Below are 17,398 nucleotides of genomic sequence, written 5' to 3'. Positions count from 1 at the left end.
TCAGTCTCCGTACTTCGCGCGGTAGTCGGCGAGCTCGGGCACGTCTCGCAGACTCGACCACGCTCGTTCCAGTCCGGCTGTCCCGATGAGGTCGATCAGCGGGTTGGCCCAGAAGCTGTCCGGTGGACGCGGCGGGAAGTACCCGGCGCGAATCATCCGGTGCACCCGAAAGATGTCTGCTTTAAGCACCTCGACTGCGGCATCGGTGAGCGGATAGCCGATCGTCTCGTACCTCGCTTTGTGGTTGACGAACCAGTAGCGCGTCGTGACGTCGTCACCCATCGTCAGCGCCAGGAGTCCATACACGGGAAGCTGGAACTTGGTACCGCCGTCGGTCGGCTCGGATCCGGAGAGCTTCTTGTACGACGTCGACTGACCGGACTTGTAGTCGGTTACCCGAATTCGGCCGTCGGTATGCCGGTCGATCCGGTCGATCTTCCCGGCGAACGCGATCTTCTCGCCGGCTAGGTCGAGCACCACGACATCGGGTTCGACTCCGAATTTCTGTTCGACGTGCATTGGTGTCCATCCCGTTTCGCGGTCGGTTCGGTCGAGCTCGAACCACTCGACGAGTTCACGACGGATAATGCTGCTGTCTTTCTCCCACAGCTGCGGCAGCCATCCGGGAGCGTCGACGCGGGCGTCGGCCAGGACCTCTTCGGAGACCTCGATGAGGTGCTCGAGACTTGCGTCGATGCCGTCGATCGTTCCTTGGACGTAGCGCTCGAGGGAAAGGTGAATCAGGTTGCCGCGGGTCAGCGGATCGAGCTGCGCGGCGTCGTCGGGGTCATCGAGTGTGTCGACGCCGAGGACTGTCTTGACGAAGAAGCGGTACGGACTCGCCACCCAGTCTTCGAGCCTGCTCGCCGACACCGGTTTATCGAAGAACGTGACGGCGTTCTCGATGTGGGAGACGTTGCCGTTGAAGCGGGTGAATTTGCCCTTCAGTCTGTCGCTGCGAAGTTCCATCCCCGCATCGACGATCGAGTCGTCCAGAGCGCCCCGGCGGTCATCTGCTGCGTGCTCTGCCAGTGCTCGCAGCCGCCATTCGGTCTCCGAGGCGGCACTGACGCCGATGCGAGGATCGACGGTCTGCGTCGAGACGTCGAACGACTCGACCGTGACGATGGACTCGACGTCGGCAGTCTGCTTCTGCCAGTCGACGACGCCGATCTTGTTTCCGGACAGGGCATCCAGCGTGGGCATGAGCCACCGCGACGGAACCTTCTCTGCTCCCCCGCGCATACTCCCGCGAGGGAAGGACACGATTCGGTGCTTCTGTCCCGACGCCAGCGTGGCCAGGAATTGCGCCTTCTGGTTTTGGATCTCGTCGGAGAGAGTGCGGCCGACGACTGCGCTCGGCAGCAGCGGATTCTCGCGTCGTGTGGCTGGGAGAATGCCCTCGGCCGCGCCGAGGACGATGCTCACATCGAAGTCTCGTCCTGCGCCGGCGGCCAGTGTGCCGACGGTGACGGCGGATGTCGTGTTTCCGACTGTCTCCGGCACAGCATCTATTCGCACGGAGATCGCATTGACGATTCCCGACAAGGTAGGCGGCGGTGCCACGCCGTCCAGCTCGCCAAGCTCCTGGCAAATCATCGTCAAGGCACGTAAGTCTTTGGTGGTGGGATCATCTGACTGCTTCAACCGGCTGTTGAAGTACCGCCCTAGAACGTCAATCACGCATCGCGATACCTCAGACCACGCCGCGGCGCTTGCGACCGCATTGAGATCATCGCGGAGGGTGGTCACCAAGGAATGCAATGCTGTGGCGACGTTAGCGTCCCGGTCCTCTGAGTCCAGCTCCGTGAGTCTTTCCCAGTCGGAGCCGCCGACAATCTTGATCCGCGCGCGCGTCAGACGCTCGACGCGCCGAAGTGGAAGAGCTGCGATAGGAGTTCCGTAGAACCAGGTCACGACGCGTTCGGACAGGATCGACAGCAATTCACGTCGGGGCATGACGTCGGTGTCGATGCTGAGCAGTCGGCGCAGTGATCGTGCGGCCGGCCGATGTCTCATGGTGTGGCACTGTTCGCCGGCGAATTCGATTCCCGCGCTGTCGAAGTGCTCGTGGATCAAGCGTAGGTAAGGATCGGCGTTCGCATAGAACACGCCGATCCGGTGCCCGGGAACCCCGTCTGCGAGATGCTGACGGACAAGTCTCGTGATGGACCGAACCTCGTCGTCGGCGTCCGATGCGTGAATCACCATGGTGCCGAGCGGGTCAACATCGCTCTCGATCAAGTGAGCCCGACTGGAGAGAGCGTCGAGAAACTGCGATGCTCCTGCGTCCGCGGCCGTCGGGAGAAGCACAACCACCTCACCCAGCTCATCGATGCGAGATGTTGCGGCGGCGTATGCCTCGTGCGGAAGGTATTGCGTATCGGTGTGCGCGGCGGTGGCGGCAGTGTGGACACGGAGCATGTCCCGCACGAGCGGAGTCGCGTCGGCGGGTGATGGACCAGCAATCGCACCGAGCGTGCGTGAGGCAGCGGCCAAGGCTTCGGCGGTGATGGGCTGATCCGCAACATCGACGAAGACTCCGGGGTCGTCGGCGAGCACCTTCTGCACGGACGCGGCAAGATGCGGGAACGCCAGTGGCACTCGGGGTGCCAGTGCAGGGGCAGCCAGTGTCTCGACGGCCAGGTCAAGTGTCAGGACTCGGACGTTGGCAACCCCGCCGTGTCGGGCGAGGTACTGCAGAACGTCTCGTATGGCACCTCGACTGGGCACGATCACCGTGACCCGCGAGAGTGGGTTCGCAGCCTTCGCCCGAAGTGCCGCTTCACAAATTTCTAGGTAGAGATCGCGACTCATCGCTTCTTCACGACTCAGAACCCGCTCGCGGCTGCCACGAGGCCGTCGTTCCTGACGCAGGTGAACCCTGCGGCGGTCATCTCGGCAACGATCTTCTCCACGTCGGCTGCGTCGAATTCGAGGAACTGTCCGTTCAAGACACTGTCGATTTTTCTACCGTATTTATCGGCGATCGAATGAGGAACGAGGGTCAGCATCAGCTGAGCCGGCCATTCGGGCCAGTCACCGTCCAGGTGGCCCGGAATGTCGTCCAGTACAAACAACTGGTCATTCTCCGGCACAGCAATTTCGGCGTCGGCCAGCTTGTCAATGATCTGCTTCCACCGGGTTGGATTCAGACTTGCCTTTGCCTCTCCCCAGGTTGCGACCCCCGTGCGAAGCATGACGAGCTCCTCGCCAAGCGACTGCCCGACAAAGACGAGCTGACCTTCGTGCACTCCATAGATGACATCAGTTGCGGTAATTTCGGTACTCCTCGATCGACATAAAACGTACGTTCTGGTTCATCTCGTTCACGCGGCAAAGTGTTTCATCACGTCGTGACGCGGTGCTCTGTGACTGTTGCAGCCGTCGATCACCGCACCGCTTCATACAGGACGCCGATTTGCCGAGTAGACACGTCCTTTCCCCTCATCTCACAGAACAAGCAGCCCACTATTTGAGCACCCAGACAGTCCAGCATCGAACAACGCACACGGGTGCATGTCATTCATCCGAATGAACCACCCAACACACCCTTAGCACCACTAAGCTCGTTGTCGAAATGTCCGATACCGTTTTTACAGCACTCGGTCGGTGTCGTGTCATAGCGTGTGATTGATAACGGCGCTAGCGCGCTCTGTTGCCTGGCAGCGTCGGGTGATGAACGACGAGGTTCGGAGGACAGATGCAGGATCATGGCAAGGACAACACGGTGCATCACAAGGTGGACGAAGGGGATCCGGCTGCCATCCTCGAACTCGCCGGCCGCGGCGTCCCGCTGATCAACAGCTTCGACCGGAGTCGTCTTTGAAAACCGCTTTGGATTGGCACGACGAGGCGCTCGTCGATGCCGCGCACGCGGATCGGAACCATCCGTTCAGCTGTCCTCAATGCTTCAAAGACGTGATCCCCGCACGGGGTGACATTAACGCCGCCTACTTCAGGCACAACGACGCGTCTCCTGGATGTCCCGATTACCATGCCGGACTCGGTGGCTCTTCGTGGGTAGGATCGGCGGACTCGCGCCTGGAACTCCGTGTAGCAGTGCACGAGATGGACTGGAACCTATACCTCAAGTTGCCGGATCTCACTGAGAAAGAGCTCGCGTTGACGTCCGTGACGGAGCTTCAAACGCGGCAGCTTGCGATACAGCACCAGAACGGAGACGTATCACGGATGAACGGGCTCTGCCTGTGGCCCGGGTCAGGAACTACGACCGCTAGTGTCGACCCCGCCAATCAGGTTCGTCGCGTGTACACAGAGGGCAACTGGCCCTGGAACTCCGACCGCTGGAATCGGGAAGTGCAACAGATCCCCCATAATGGAGCAGTGTTCGGGCAGGACCGAGGCGGCGACTACCAAATGTGCACACCTAGTCGACACCTCTACTTAGGAACCACAGCACTATGGGTTTCACCGTTGGCGGCAGAACCGCCGGAGTCACTCAATCCCCAGAGACTGAGCCACTTGAACGGATTCGCGGCATGGAAGTTTGTTGTCACGACTGGAACCGTTTCCAAGGCCCGTCAGTGGCTGGCAACCGCGGGAATTACGATCACGGAAGCGCGCGACCCTACCGTCGTGATCACGCCGCCGACCTACTATCGGAACGACGGCACTCATGTGATTCATGATGGAGACAGTCCTATCGTTGCGCCATCTTCGGTCGCCGATTCACTCGTCGCCGAATCGAATGGAGTGATCGCGGCACTGCGCCTTGATGCAACCGGCCAGCTTGCTCGAGTGACCGGAGGCTCGCAAAACATCCGAATCAGGACAAGATCGGGCGATATTTTACACATTGAGCGTCAATCTCACTCGCTCGATGGTCGATTCGCGCAAGCATGGTTCCTCCGAGTCGGCACACAGGTCTGTCAACCCTATTGCTCGCTCGAAGTAAATGAAATCGAGAATATGAGGCTCGAAGTCACGAACCAAATGCCGCTGGACTTCTCCGCATTCGTTCGATATCCAGACCAGCTCCCATCTCGGATTTCGCATATAGGCGCAGACGGACTCAACAAGTGGCTTCAACTAATCGGGACCGATGCTCAATCACTAGAAATTTCGGCCGGCAGCTTTGGAGTACTTCGGATCGATCACACAGGCCTTCCCGGCGAAACTTTTCTTGGGGAAAACGCACACAAGAGTCAACAAGCGGTGGACACCAATCTGGTATCAGAGCCACTGTCGGCCGAGCTCGAAGATCTGCTTACGCCCAAGCCTGTGCGCTCGCCCAGTCGAAGCACTCGCAGACACACCGCGTGGAGCTTCGCCTACCGGACCCTGAGAGGGCTTGAACAGACTCATCGACGCGACGGTGTTCAAACCGACTCGGATTGGCAATGGAGAAAACAGAGATGACCGTTCAAGAAGGAACACTTGTTCTCGGCAAGCTTATTGTCAAGACCCGCACGAACAAGAGGATCGAACCGCTCTTTGTTCTTGTAGACAATGCATGGCAGGCCGCCGACCCCGAAGATTTCAAGGCCAGCCTGCCGCTCAAGGCACCAAACGATCCGAACGTAGACAACAATGCATTCGTAGTATCCGAGTTGCTGAAATCGCCCAGCCGTCCTGGAAAAACTGAAGAAGTTTTCAAATTAGGCCCTGCTCGCCCGGCCGACGTCGTAGTTGCCCCGAAAAATCCCGAGACTGCACGAAGCGTTGCCGAGAAAATTGACGAGTTAATTGCACCTCGATGGGCGGGCGCTTCAACAGATATCTTCGTAGAATCTGATGGAGGTATTCTGCTCGGACCTTTTCGATTGAACCGCAGAAAGCTCCATGCCCCGAAACCAGCACGACTCGAAATGCGTCGAGCCGCCGGCATGATCACGACACCTATCGATGGGTATCTCGTTGGCGACCGAATCGATCGTTTGCCCGTCGTCGGGTACTACGACAGCCGCTCGGACGACGAGATAGTAAATTCTGTCGCAGACCTTGCAGTTTCGACGCTTTCGAACCTCGACGTCGATGAGGCTGAAATGCAAGCGGCTGCGGCCACACTCCGCAAGATCGGAGACTGGCTCGCCAACCGATCCGAAGACAACGAAACGCTGAACAACGAACTTATTGAACGGACCCTACAAGCTTGTGAAGATGCTGCCACAGCGCAGCGCCTGGCTGGGGTGGTTGCATCGAAGCTTTGCGGCCTCCCGAACGTCGTCAGACTCATGGACCAAGCAATCGAAGAGGCCCGATTCAATGCTGAACGGGGTGAGCAACTGAGGATCGAACAGAAAGTCAAGCAAGAGCACGAGCGCTTCGACGACCTTGTAAGGCAGAAACTTACGGCTCAGAACGAACTCGGGAAACTACGTACGCAAGTTGCGAGTGCCCAACTCGAATTCGACACAGCCCACCAGGCCGCGAAAGCCCGGAGCGAGGAGGTACGCGCAGACGTCGCAGTTGCGGTCGAGGAAATCATCGAGGGCAGTAGAGAGAGGTTGGCGTCTTCCGTGATCGGCCGCGCCCTGGCCATTCATTCGCCGTCACAGACTGGCCAGGTTGGCCTTGGACCAGCTGATGATGTCAAAATCCGGACGGTGTCACCATCATTGCTCACCAGCAGTGCGGCAATCAAAAAAAGGATTCGTGCCTCGGCAACGCAATATGGCCTTCAGTCGATAGCCTTGCAGCGGATGATCAGCGCATTCCTCGCAGGCCTTATACCTGTAACGCTAGGCAACGGTGGGGCTGCATCGATCAGCACGGCCGCGGACATCGCCTACAGTGGCCGCCATGCTCGAATGCCGATCGCGCACGATTTCCTGCACCCGAACGACCTTGTCGGCCTGCATTCCGGAAAGCCAGGAAAGCTCCGCAGCAACTACCAGCTGCTGTCAAGCGCAACAGCGGCGGCAGATAGCGGAGAAGTCGTTGTGGTACTCGAGCAACTCAATCAAGCACCTACAGAGTCGTACCTTGTTCCGTGGCTCCAAAACCGTTGGAACGGTGCTGAATTGGAAGGCCTTGACCACACCAGGAACATCCGAATCGCAGGCACCATCGCGACTGGCGTCACGTCTGCCCGCATCAGCCCTGACCTCTGGGGATATGCCGTAGCCATAGAGACACCGACGCTTCCGCAATGGACGTCAAGCGCGGAATACTCACATATCGAACTGCCTGAACCTGAACAACCAGCGACAAACATCGCTGAAGATCTGCTCAGCGGGGTCGAGCCACATTGGCCGATTACCGACGATATCTTCCTTGCAGCGGATCGTTTTGCATCGTGGCTTTCGTACCTGCAGCCCGACGATCATGTGCGTCGCTCCGTAGCAGTTTGCTTATTGTTGCCTGCCGCAGCAACATCACTCACCGAGATTGAGTACAGAGAGTTCGCCAACAGCATCGCGAAAAACATATCGATGACCGAGGAGATGTCTCTGCGGTATTCAGGGCTGGTACAGAGACTACGAATGCGGCTCGGATGACCAGCACTGATATCGGTCTACACGTAGTGGATACACGGAGCGCCAGGAAGGAGATCGCAAGAAGTCTCGCGTTGCAAGATGAGCTCGACGGCGACAGCCGCCGGTACGAAATGCTGCGTGCAGTCACCTGGGCATCAACCTACGCTGAAACACCTGTATACATTCGGACGCTTTTAGACCGCGCAGTCGCAGTGGACAAGTCGCTCGAAACAGCTGCTCCAGAGATTTCTGCTAGCGAGCGACGCGACCTGTTGAGGGCACAGCTCGACGTTCTGGCAGATCTCGGCGACCTGGCGGAACTCGGAAACGGGTACTGGGTCAGCATCCCGGGTGTCATCGTGGAGTCTGAGACCGCAGAGCCGAACATGCTGGTCAGCGGAATCCCACTTCGGCTGCTCGACCACGTTTCTCGGGATTCAATAACGTGTGCGGGCGCGGCCCGCCATATCACGAACGCCACACTCGGCACCCGCCTGACGCTGCCCAAGGTCGGTCTCTGGTTCTGGGCCCGGCGGCCGGACACTGGCTTATCGACCTGGACATCGGACTTCCTTGCAGCAAGCCAAATCTCCGATGGCCCGCTCAGTGAACCCGAGTTCTACCTCCCCGATTCCGCGCAACGTCGTTCGATACAAGCGGTTCGCTGGATGCCAAGCAACAAGAACCTGTTTGGCACCTATCTGTACAGGCATACAGTGCTCAATCACTGGCGCGTTCACGGTCTCGCGCGAGTCGAGTCTGGAAAAGTAGTTGGGACATGCGAAATCGATCGCGACGACGCTCGTCGGCTCATGTACGGTTTCGATCTGCACGCCGGCAATCCCACGAAAGCCACATGGTACGAGTCCCCGAACGGTGTCGCCGAAGTGACGTTGCACAACTCTGTGCCCGCACCTGAAATACGCGCCTTGACCGCTCTGGGAAGACGCTTACCCGCGTCCAAGTACAACTATAAGTTTGACGCGACATCCCATCGCGATCAGATCCGACAGATGCTCGAAGACTTGGGCATTGATCTTGGTAAGGACATGAGGCATGGCTGAAGGCGACGTCGGCGCAACCCAGATCGCGAGTCAGGTCCGGGCAAGTTTCCAACGGTCGATCGAAACGAACTCACCGATCGACAACGCCGATCTCGCTGAGCGACGCAGAGAATTGCTCGAACGCCCCGGAGTAATCGCTCAGACTCCGCATGTGGAGATCACCCCGTCCTATATGTACGGGCCGTCCTTCACGGAACTCGATGTGCCAGATCCCGTCAAAGCAGTTCTTACCGACCTGCGTGATTTGTCACCTGGTGTTGGCATTCACCCGCCGTACCTGCATCAGACTGAAGCGCTCGAACACTTCTTCAACCCCGTGTCACCCTCTGACCTCATCGTCGCAACCGGTACTGGATCGGGCAAGACCGAAACCTTCCTGTATTCAATTCTCGGTATGCTCGCACGCGAGGCGGATCGTCCGAGCATCAAGCAACACGGGGTTCGCGCTCTACTGCTCTACCCCCTCAACGCGCTCGTCAGCGATCAAACATCCCGCCTCCGAAGACTGTTCGGCGACGAACGTGTTGCACAATACTTTCGCGATCATGGCGGACGCCACCCATACTTCGGCATGTACACGGGTAGAACGCCATATCCGAACACGCGCACCAACGAACGCGATAAACGAAGGCTGGCCGAGCTGGTCAACTACTACTCCAACCTCGACAAGTCGGACAACAAACTCGTCCGAGAGCTCAAGGAGCGAGGACGCTGGCCATCCAAAGACCTGACCGAGTTCTCACGGCCTGGTCGGGATCAGTACACGACGGGACTGCACGACCGAGAGCTGTTCACACGTCACGAAATGCAGCAGTCGGCACCGGATATCTTGGTGACCAACTACTCGATGCTGGAATACATGTTGCTCCGCCCGATCGAACGGCCGATCTTCGACCAGACACGGGCGTGGCTCGAGGCAGACCAGCAAAATGAGCTTCTACTCGTACTCGATGAGGCGCATATGTATCGCGGCGCGACCGGAGCCGAAGTAGGGCTTTTGATTCGTCGGCTCGGCGCGCGACTTGGGGTGACGCGCGACCGAATGAGATGCATTCTCACCAGCGCGAGCCTAAGTGCGGACGACGGCGATGCTAGTGCCATCAAGTTCGCGCACGCGCTGACGGGGGAATCTGCAACTAGGCCCTTCTCCGTTATACGTGGCACCGTCGAAACGGTGGCCGCCCCAGCCAAGGCCACCCTTAAAGAGGCCACGTTGCTCGCCACAGTCGACGGATCTGCATTGTCGCTCGCCGAGTCCCCGAAGCAGGTCAAACATGCTCTTGGTGATTTTGCTGGTTATGTCGACATCGACGACGACGGTGGGGTCGAAGATGCAAGACAGGCACTCGGACGCACACTGGCGGATTTCGGACCAGCCAACATGGTTATCTCCCAATGCTCCGGTAACGCGACCGAATTGCGCGAGCTCGCAAGAACGGTCTTCGAAGCTGCGGACTCCGCACCGCAGCAGCAGAACGCACTCGACGGACTACTCACACTCGGGGCATTCGCACGCCGCGTTCAGCCCGGGCGTGAGCACCAGCCGGTACTGCCCTCGCGCGTCCATATGATGTACCGGGCCGCTCCCACATTGTTCGGATGCATCGACGACCAGTGCGGTGCGGTTCGTGAACGACCAGAACCCCATCTCCTCGGGCAGATCTACGATAGTCCTCGCGTGCAATGCGATTGTGGGAGCCGCGTTTACGAAATACTCTCTCACAAACGATGCGGAGCAATTTACATCCGCGGATACGAATCCAACGAGGAAGGTGGCTTCCTGTGGCACGAGCCCGGGGGCCGACTCGGGGGCGGCAGACCGCTGAAAGAGGTGAAGCTCTTCCTTGGCGAACCGCACCCTGCGGCGAAACTGGGCGTTAGACCGATTGGGCTCGACATGGCGACTGGGCGGATCGAGCAGCCGGGCACGCAGGGGACGCGACTTCTGTTCCGTGCAAGCTTGCGAAAAAAAGGTGTCACGGAACAATTTTCCAAGTGCGCCCGCTGCCTCGAATCCGCGGAGCGTGCTAATTTCTCCACACTGACGAGCCTCGCTACGACCGGTGAGTCTGCGTTCGCAGATCTTATACGTCAGCAATTTGCGACTCAACCAGCAGCCTTTCCACGGAGCCCGCACCATCCGAACGGCGGACGTAAGGTTCTGGTCTTTTCTGACGGCCGGCAAAAAGCGGCCCGCTTAGCAAGGGACCTACCACGAGACGTAGAAGATTCCACAATACGCGAGGCCTTGGTCCTTGCCATTCACGACTTGAAAGGTGCACTGGACCGCTGGCCGACACTGACCGAGCTATATGCAGGCTTCGTTGGGGTGTGCGAGCGCGAGGACCTCACATTCTTCGACGGTGAAGACCAAATTCGGTTGAACAAAGATAGGAACGAATTCGCCGAATCTTACGAGGGCGATCTCGCGGACGCTTTCGATTTCGAATGGCAGCCAAACGCTCCCCTGTCATTCCGCCTCGCCGTGTTCCGTCAGTTGTGCCACCAGACTAAGTCACTCACTGCGGCAAACGCAGTGCAGCTATCACCATCACCGAAAGCGCGGCGATTGCTGCTGAAGCAATTTGATCGTCTTGACGTACGCTTTGATGGCTCGCAGATCGACGAGATCGTCTCTGCATGGGTCGGCCAGATGCTCGAACATGGTGCGCTCGATCCACGCCTGCCGAACGCCGTCCGTCGACAGGCGCTTCCGTATTATCAAGAGACCCGACGGATCGACGCCTTCAAAACTTTCTTCGGCGAGATCAGCTCACGATCTGGCCAGCCGCACGAACAGCTTCGCGAGCAACTCTTCGGCGTCCTAACCCAACCCACTGAGACCGACAACGCCTCTGCAGATGCCCTGGATCTCAACCGATTCCAAATCAATCTCGCCTTGGACGAAACGTGGATACGCTGTGGCGACTGCGGGTCAATTTTCGCAGTGGGCCTTTTCGGCAAATGTGTCAACTACCGGTGTAATTCCGTCAACCTCAAAGAATGCCGCCCCGAGCACTCCTCAGCATGGGCACCTAAGAACCACCTACGCGCACCGCTCATGGACGTCCTGGGTGGACGCACCCCCATGCACATCAACGCCGAAGAACACACCGCACAGCTCTCCCAGCGCGACGACTCAACTGCATTCGCCACCACCGAGAAGTTCGAGCTCCGTTTCCAGAACGTTGACCTGGGTGACGGAACTCCTGTCGTCGATGTCCTGAGCTGCACTACAACGATGGAAGTCGGCATCGACATCGGTTCCCTCACCGCGGTAGCCCTGCGGACCATGCCGCCGATGCGCGAAAACTATCAACAGCGAGCAGGACGCGCCGGCAGGCGCGGTAGCGCGGTTTCGACCGTCCTGACTTACTCCGACGGCGCGCCTCACGACGGGTACTACTTCCAGCATCCGCATTGGATGATCAGCGGACCAGTATCAGCACTCCGCATCAAAGACGACAACCAGAAGCTCGCTCGGCGGCACGTCCACTCGTACATTCTTCAGACGTTCTTTCACGAAAACATCGACACCGAACATCCCGGAGTTCAGGCCGGAGACGTCATGGCAGCTCTCGGAGCAGCGACGGACTTCTTCAGAGAGTCCGATTCCCAACTTTCGTTTGGCTCGTTCAAGGCTTGGACTGAACGCAACTTCGGCTCCCCCAAAGCCGTTGAAACGACACGCGCCGTGTCCTGGCTTCCGAACAACCTTCTCGGCGTCGGCCAAGAATCTGGACTCGCAATCTACATAGTCGAGACAGCGCGCAACTTCCTGGCATCGCTGGACGAGATCGGCCAGTCGCATGTCATTGCACTGCAGGAGGGCACCCGTCCCATCACTCTTCTCGATGCACTGTTCGACGCCGGCCTGCTCCCGAAATACGCATTCCCGACAGACGTGTGTTCCTTCTATATCGAGGGTCGCAATGAGAAGGACCGGATAATCATCCAAGAACGTCCCCAGCTGGCGAAGCTGCAGGCATTGAGCGAGTATGCACCCGGCAGAACAATTGTCGTCAACAAGCGGACGTATCGAAGTGGCGGAATCTACTTTCCGCCAACGGACCGAAAACATCGCTGGAACCCCGCAGTTCCCTACTTCGAGCAGCAACTCGAACAACACGTCGGATGTGTCCGTTGTCCTTATGTTCGACTCGAAGAAACCTCGCCGGCGGAAGGCCAATTAGAGCCCTGCCCAGTTTGCGGTGGCCAACTCATTGCGCGAAGCCTCCTCTCCCCTGGGGGTTTCTACCCCGAGGGTGGTCGGCACGTCGACGAAAGCAACGAAACGCAGATCTATACGTCGGCCGGAAATGCACAGATGCCAGAGTTCGTCGACCGTTCGAAGCTGCAATGGCGCGAGAGCTCAGGGACCAATTTCCGGACCTGTTTCCATCGCGACGTCGAGTTGATCGTTGTCAACCGCGGCGATGACGACGAAGGGTTCGGCGTGTGCGAGAAGTGCGGTGCCGCATGGCCCAACGAGACAATTCCGTCCGACGGGTCCCATCGGGTCCCGTTCTTGACACCCCCAACTGTTCGTTCGTCCTGCAATGGTCGAATACAGAAGCGGCTCTTCCTGTCTCACCAGTTCAGGACAGACACATTGCTCTTGCAGATCAACAGCAAATCGCCTCTGGACCTTCGGCCGACGCATCCCTGGGTCAACGATGCGCTGCTGACCCTCGCGGAAGCGTTCGCGCTCGGCACCACGATTCATCTAGACATCGACCATAGTGAAATCAGCGCCGGCTACTCCCATCGGATGTCCGACGTGGCTGGCACCAGCGTTGCCGAGATCTTCCTGTACGACACTGCAGCGGGAGGTGCCGGATACTCTGCCGATGCGGGTCGCGAAATTGACGGCGTCGTAGACCAAGTACGCAAATTGCTCGTCGACTGCCCAGCCGATTGTGCTCAGTCGTGCACCCGATGCCTGCGACATTACCGCAACCGGTTCATTCACAGCCGTTTGGATCGGCAACTTGCTCTAAGCCTGTTCGACTACGCAATCAACGGGACGGTGCCTGGGCTGCTTGGGTCGGAGCATCAGGAGGAACTGCTCGCCCCTCTCAGGAGGTTCTTCGAACTCGATGGTTGGTCAGCAAGCACTGATCGATCGCGCGAACGGCCCTTGGCGATCTCGAAGCCCGGTGCAAAATTCGTAGTCGGCGTGTATCCAAGCTTGCTTGATCAAGCGTCAGCCGGAACGTCACTCGGGCTTACACCTCGATCCGGCGAACGCGCGGTTGCAATCCCGGACTTCGCAATCTTGCGCGACTTGCCGGCCGTGCATCGCCACGTCGTCAGTGGGACACCTCTGGGTTAGCCGCCAACAATCAGCCCAAAGCGGCCAGCCTATTCGTGCTCGATATTCTGCCGCTGTCGACGACGCACGCGGCAATGTTGCGTGAACCGATCGATCACACCCTGAGGCCAACTGCGAGTTGACTCTGCACCGCACCAGGGAAGCTCGCCGTCTGAATCACCGGTCTCCGTATCGGACGACGGCGGAATTGGCAGTTGCCCTGGCCCCGCGCGGATCAGCGAGTCGCTCACCAAGTGTTCTTGCGGCGAGTTCAACCGGCAGTGCAACCGAAAACTTGAGTCCGGTAATTGCTTCTTCGTCGATTCTCGGGACTGCGTCGGGATCAGCTCCTCTGATGTCTGTTCCCGATATGCCATCAGGAAGGAGAACGCTCTCATTCTCCGTCCCACGTGCAACGAGGTTCAGTCCCGCTAGCAGCGTCGCGTTTGCCTTCAATCCTGCCCATGTCCAAACCCGCGTTCCTCCGGCTGCACGACCTTGCAGAACGATGCCGTCCGCGTTGACTTCCGCAGCGCGTTCGGTGCGAAGACCCCCCAAAGCATCCGGGACACGTTTCGACAGTGCAACGGGGGGGACCGCGCCCAGCAATACCTCACGCTTCGCTTGACAAATGTCGAACGATTGCGTGACCGCGCTGGACGGCCACTTCACGTCGCCCTTCGTCTGGACTTCCTCGACCCACACCGTGAAGTGCTCCCAGTCGACATGCTTTATGAGCCAGCTGCGACCAGCAAGGACGAGAGGCCGTTGACTACGGTCTGCGGGGGCAGGGATAGCGAGCGGCGAAATGAACCCGATCTCCTTGACCCCCGCGACAACCCGCAGCTCCAGATCTGCCACGAATGTCGAAAGCAGGTCCATGAAGTGCCGCTTCCCGAACTCCTTCTCAGCGCGTGGACCGATCATCAGCAAACCAGAATCCTCGACCAAGAATTCGCGTTCACATAGGAAGTCGAGCACTTCCTGGCCATCCGCCATCAGAGCCAGGTCCCCCCACCACCTCGACCAATCGGATGCGCCGAACGCACCTTCTTGCAAAGCCAACGCGAGGAGTTGCTGAGCAGCCAGGTGACGTGGATGGGGTGGAGCGACAACGTCTTCGACGAATCCTCGTTTCCACAGCAGCAGCACCGCGGAAGCGTCGAGCAAACCGTCGAGACTGGTCGACAGGAACAGGGTGTTTCGACTTGTCCCTGGACGCCTTCCAGTTCGGCCGAGTCGCTGCAAGAACGACGACACAGTGCGCGGGGCATCGATCTGGATTACGCGGTCGAGGTCCCCGATATCGATACCGAGCTCGAGCGTCGAGGTCGCCACGATGACGGTGTCCTTGGCTTCCGCGAAAGCTTGCTCGCTCATCCGTCTCTCGTCAGCTGACAGTGACGAATGGGACACGTACGTCTGAACGTCGCGCTCGCGGAGAAGAAACGCAAGTTCCTCCGCAGAACGACGCGACTCCGCGAAGACCAACCGCTTCTCGCCGCGATGCAGTCGAGAGATCACCGTCGCCGCATTCTCCATACTGCCGACGTAATCAAGGGTGACTTCCGGTTCCATTGCGGATTTCGAGTCCTCGCGCACCACGGCAACCGGCTGACGACCATCAGTCGACCCTTGCATCCAGAGACCGACGGTCTCGGGGTTTCCCACGGTGGCTGACAATCCAACCCGTTGGATCGTGCGACCCGCTATCCGCTCCACCCGCTCCAACACCGCAAGGAGGTGCCAGCCCCGATCAGAGGCGGCGAACGCATGCAGCTCATCAATCACAACGGCTCGCACCGACCCAAGGAATCGCTCGTGGTCGACCCGACGCGACACGAGCATGGCTTCGAGAGATTCTGGGGTGGTCAAGAGGATATCGGGCCGATCGCCGAGCATTCTGCGACGTTCGGACTGGCCCACGTCCCCGTGCCACAGCCCGACGCTGCGGCCGAGCCATGAGCCGTAGGCGATCAACCGGGGATGGAGGTTGTTCAAGAGTGCACGAAGCGGTGTGACGTAGAGGATCGACGTCCCCGACCAATTGCCGTCGACCATCTCCGACAGCAGTGGGAAAACGGCTGCTTCGGTCTTGCCTCCTGCCGTGGGTGCGACGAGTACACAGTCGGTTCCGGACCGTACCGGCAGAACCGCCGCGGTCTGTAGTGGTCGCAACCCGGGCCAGCCCAACGAGTTGACGACGTGGTATTCAATGGCCGCGTCAAGACCTGTTGGAGCGGTCATCCGTTAGATATCCAACTCGATTTCATCGACGCTCCCAGCAGCAGACCTGTTGCCGCGCAGGTGGGCTTCGCGCTCTGCGAGAGTAAGTTCGCCGACGTCGACTGTGAGCTTGTAGTCGCGCCGGGGGTTGAAGTCGTCGAAAAGGTCAACGCGATCCAAGACGTCTGACACGAGCTTCTTGAGGAAGAGTCGGGGGGCGATGCCGGTACGTCCTCCGAGCTCTCCACCGACCGCAGAGGCCAAATCCTTCAAGTAGTCGTCATCGACTAGGTCCCTGACGCGGTCAGGGTCCTTCGCACCAGACGCGTAGATGTCGCGAACACGACTACCGAGCTCCAGAAGCGAATCGGGGGTGAATCCCGCGAGGCGGATCTGAGTAGCGCGCGGGTTGTCGAAGCGCGCGTCGGTTGTGAAGTCGGTCTGTAGTCGCTGAGCGAGTGGAGGGAGTCGCTGAACTCCTTGCTGACCGTCGAAGAATGCCGGCGTCCCGGTGAGGACGAGGTACAACCCGGGAAAGCGGCCGCCGTCGATCTCATCCATGAGCTGCCGCAACGCATTCAGAGACTTCTCACGGACATCACTTCGCATGCGTTGCAACGTCTCGACCTCATCCAGCACGACGACGAGCCCTGCATAGTCCGAGTCGCGAAGAACCGTCAGGAGGCCCTGAAGAAATCCCAGGGCACCGAAGTGGTCGAGATCCCCACGGACTCCTGCAGCACGCTTCACCGAAGACGCCACGTGTGGCTGACCACCGAGCCACGCCAACAAACCATCCGCGGTAGACGAGTCGCCCGCCGTCTGCGCGAGCCAATAGGAACGAAGTACCGCAGCAAACGCGGGTGCCTCTTTCGAGATACCAGACAGGCGACGTTGTAGCAGGTCGAGTGTCCCCTCTTCGCCGGCTTTGGTCACGCCATCCTTCGCGTCGTGGTCGAGAATATAGAACCACCCATCGACAACATCGCGCAGCGCTCCCGACGGGGTAGTCGGTGTGGCGAGATTCTCGGTGAGCCGGCGATACACAGTCTCGAGCTTGTGAAGCGGAGTTTCGGTCTCGCTGATCTGTATCTCAGTGGTTACGAATCCCGCACGCTTGGCGCGTTCGGTCAGCCAACGCGTGTAAAACGTTTTACCAGAACCATATTCACCGCGGACCGCCTTGAATACGGCACCACCACCCGAAACCGTCTGCAACTCCTCGTCGACCGCATCCTGGAATTTGGCCAACCCTACCGCCAAGATATCGAGGCCCTGCTGAGGCACGGTTCCACGCCGCAGAGCATCGACGATGTCCTTTCGGCGACGTGGGCTCATGCCAGGCAGCTCAC

The 17,398-nt window shown here is 59.2% G+C and carries 9 protein-coding genes; 5 read left to right on the top strand and 4 right to left on the bottom strand.

The window, feature by feature from the left end:
• On the bottom strand, window positions 1-2,733 hold the full coding sequence (locus tag ASH04_RS24760; RefSeq protein ID WP_235580093.1) for a PD-(D/E)XK nuclease family protein: 2,733 nt from the start codon (window positions 2,731-2,733) through the stop codon (window positions 1-3).
• A gap of 98 nt (window positions 2,734-2,831) precedes the next feature.
• Window positions 2,832-3,254: a hypothetical protein gene (locus ASH04_RS24755; protein WP_057474826.1), complete on the bottom strand. Its 423-nt coding sequence runs from the start codon at window positions 3,252-3,254 to the stop codon at window positions 2,832-2,834.
• Window positions 3,255-3,703: 449 nt separating this feature from the next.
• Between ASH04_RS24755 and ASH04_RS27465 the strand changes: the two genes are divergently transcribed.
• The 5 genes from ASH04_RS27465 to ASH04_RS24740 all read left to right on the top strand — a co-directional run bounded on the left by ASH04_RS27465 (window position 3,704) and on the right by ASH04_RS24740 (window position 13,841).
• Window positions 3,704-3,829: a hypothetical protein gene (locus ASH04_RS27465; protein ID WP_268793688.1), complete on the top strand. Its 126-nt coding sequence runs from the start codon at window positions 3,704-3,706 to the stop codon at window positions 3,827-3,829.
• Window positions 3,830-4,485: 656 nt separating this feature from the next.
• Complete coding sequence (locus ASH04_RS26730; RefSeq protein WP_156394657.1) at window positions 4,486-5,382, top strand: hypothetical protein; 897 nt, start codon at window positions 4,486-4,488, stop codon at window positions 5,380-5,382.
• Complete coding sequence (locus tag ASH04_RS24750; protein ID WP_156394656.1) at window positions 5,379-7,463, top strand: hypothetical protein; 2,085 nt, start codon at window positions 5,379-5,381, stop codon at window positions 7,461-7,463. Before ASH04_RS26730 ends, ASH04_RS24750 begins: the two co-directional genes overlap by 4 nt.
• Window positions 7,460-8,506 carry a hypothetical protein gene (locus ASH04_RS24745; RefSeq protein ID WP_057474824.1) on the top strand — a complete coding sequence of 349 codons (1,047 nt, stop codon included), beginning with the start codon at window positions 7,460-7,462 and terminating at the stop codon, window positions 8,504-8,506. Before ASH04_RS24750 ends, ASH04_RS24745 begins: the two co-directional genes overlap by 4 nt.
• Window positions 8,499-13,841: a DEAD/DEAH box helicase gene (locus ASH04_RS24740; RefSeq protein ID WP_057474823.1), complete on the top strand. Its 5,343-nt coding sequence runs from the start codon at window positions 8,499-8,501 to the stop codon at window positions 13,839-13,841. Before ASH04_RS24745 ends, ASH04_RS24740 begins: the two co-directional genes overlap by 8 nt.
• Before the next feature lie 156 nt (window positions 13,842-13,997).
• On the opposite strand, the gene ASH04_RS24735 is transcribed toward ASH04_RS24740, so the two are convergent.
• Both ASH04_RS24735 and brxD read right to left on the bottom strand, forming a co-directional pair.
• The gene (locus tag ASH04_RS24735; protein ID WP_057474822.1) at window positions 13,998-16,067 is read right to left on the bottom strand and encodes a DEAD/DEAH box helicase; all 2,070 of its coding nucleotides are present in this window, start codon (window positions 16,065-16,067) and stop codon (window positions 13,998-14,000) included.
• A 3-nt stretch (window positions 16,068-16,070) separates the two neighbouring features.
• Window positions 16,071-17,384 (bottom strand): BREX system ATP-binding protein BrxD, encoded by a 1,314-nt coding sequence (gene brxD / locus ASH04_RS24730; protein ID WP_235580092.1) that lies wholly within the window; start codon window positions 17,382-17,384, stop codon window positions 16,071-16,073.
• Window positions 17,385-17,398 lie beyond the last annotated feature (14 nt).

The sequence above is a fragment of the Rhodococcus sp. Leaf233 genome (assembly GCF_001426165.1).
Taxonomy (GTDB): Bacteria; Actinomycetota; Actinomycetes; order Mycobacteriales; family Mycobacteriaceae; genus Rhodococcoides; species Rhodococcoides fascians.
The sequence above is the reverse complement of the archived record's forward strand: the minus strand, read 5'-3'. Positions and strand labels throughout refer to the sequence as shown.

Excerpts from the sequence above, each read along its gene's own strand:
- ASH04_RS27465 (WP_268793688.1), top strand. The coding sequence starts at position 3,704 with ATGCAGGATCATGGCAAGGACAACACGGTGCATCACAAGGTGGACGAA.
- ASH04_RS24750 (WP_156394656.1), top strand. The coding sequence starts at position 5,379 with ATGACCGTTCAAGAAGGAACACTTGTTCTCGGCAAGCTTATTGTCAAG.
- ASH04_RS24745 (WP_057474824.1), top strand. The coding sequence starts at position 7,460 with ATGACCAGCACTGATATCGGTCTACACGTAGTGGATACACGGAGCGCC.
- ASH04_RS24740 (WP_057474823.1), top strand. The coding sequence starts at position 8,499 with ATGGCTGAAGGCGACGTCGGCGCAACCCAGATCGCGAGTCAGGTCCGG.
- ASH04_RS24735 (WP_057474822.1), bottom strand. The coding sequence starts at position 16,067 with ATGACCGCTCCAACAGGTCTTGACGCGGCCATTGAATACCACGTCGTC.
- brxD (WP_235580092.1), bottom strand. The coding sequence starts at position 17,384 with ATGAGCCCACGTCGCCGAAAGGACATCGTCGATGCTCTGCGGCGTGGA.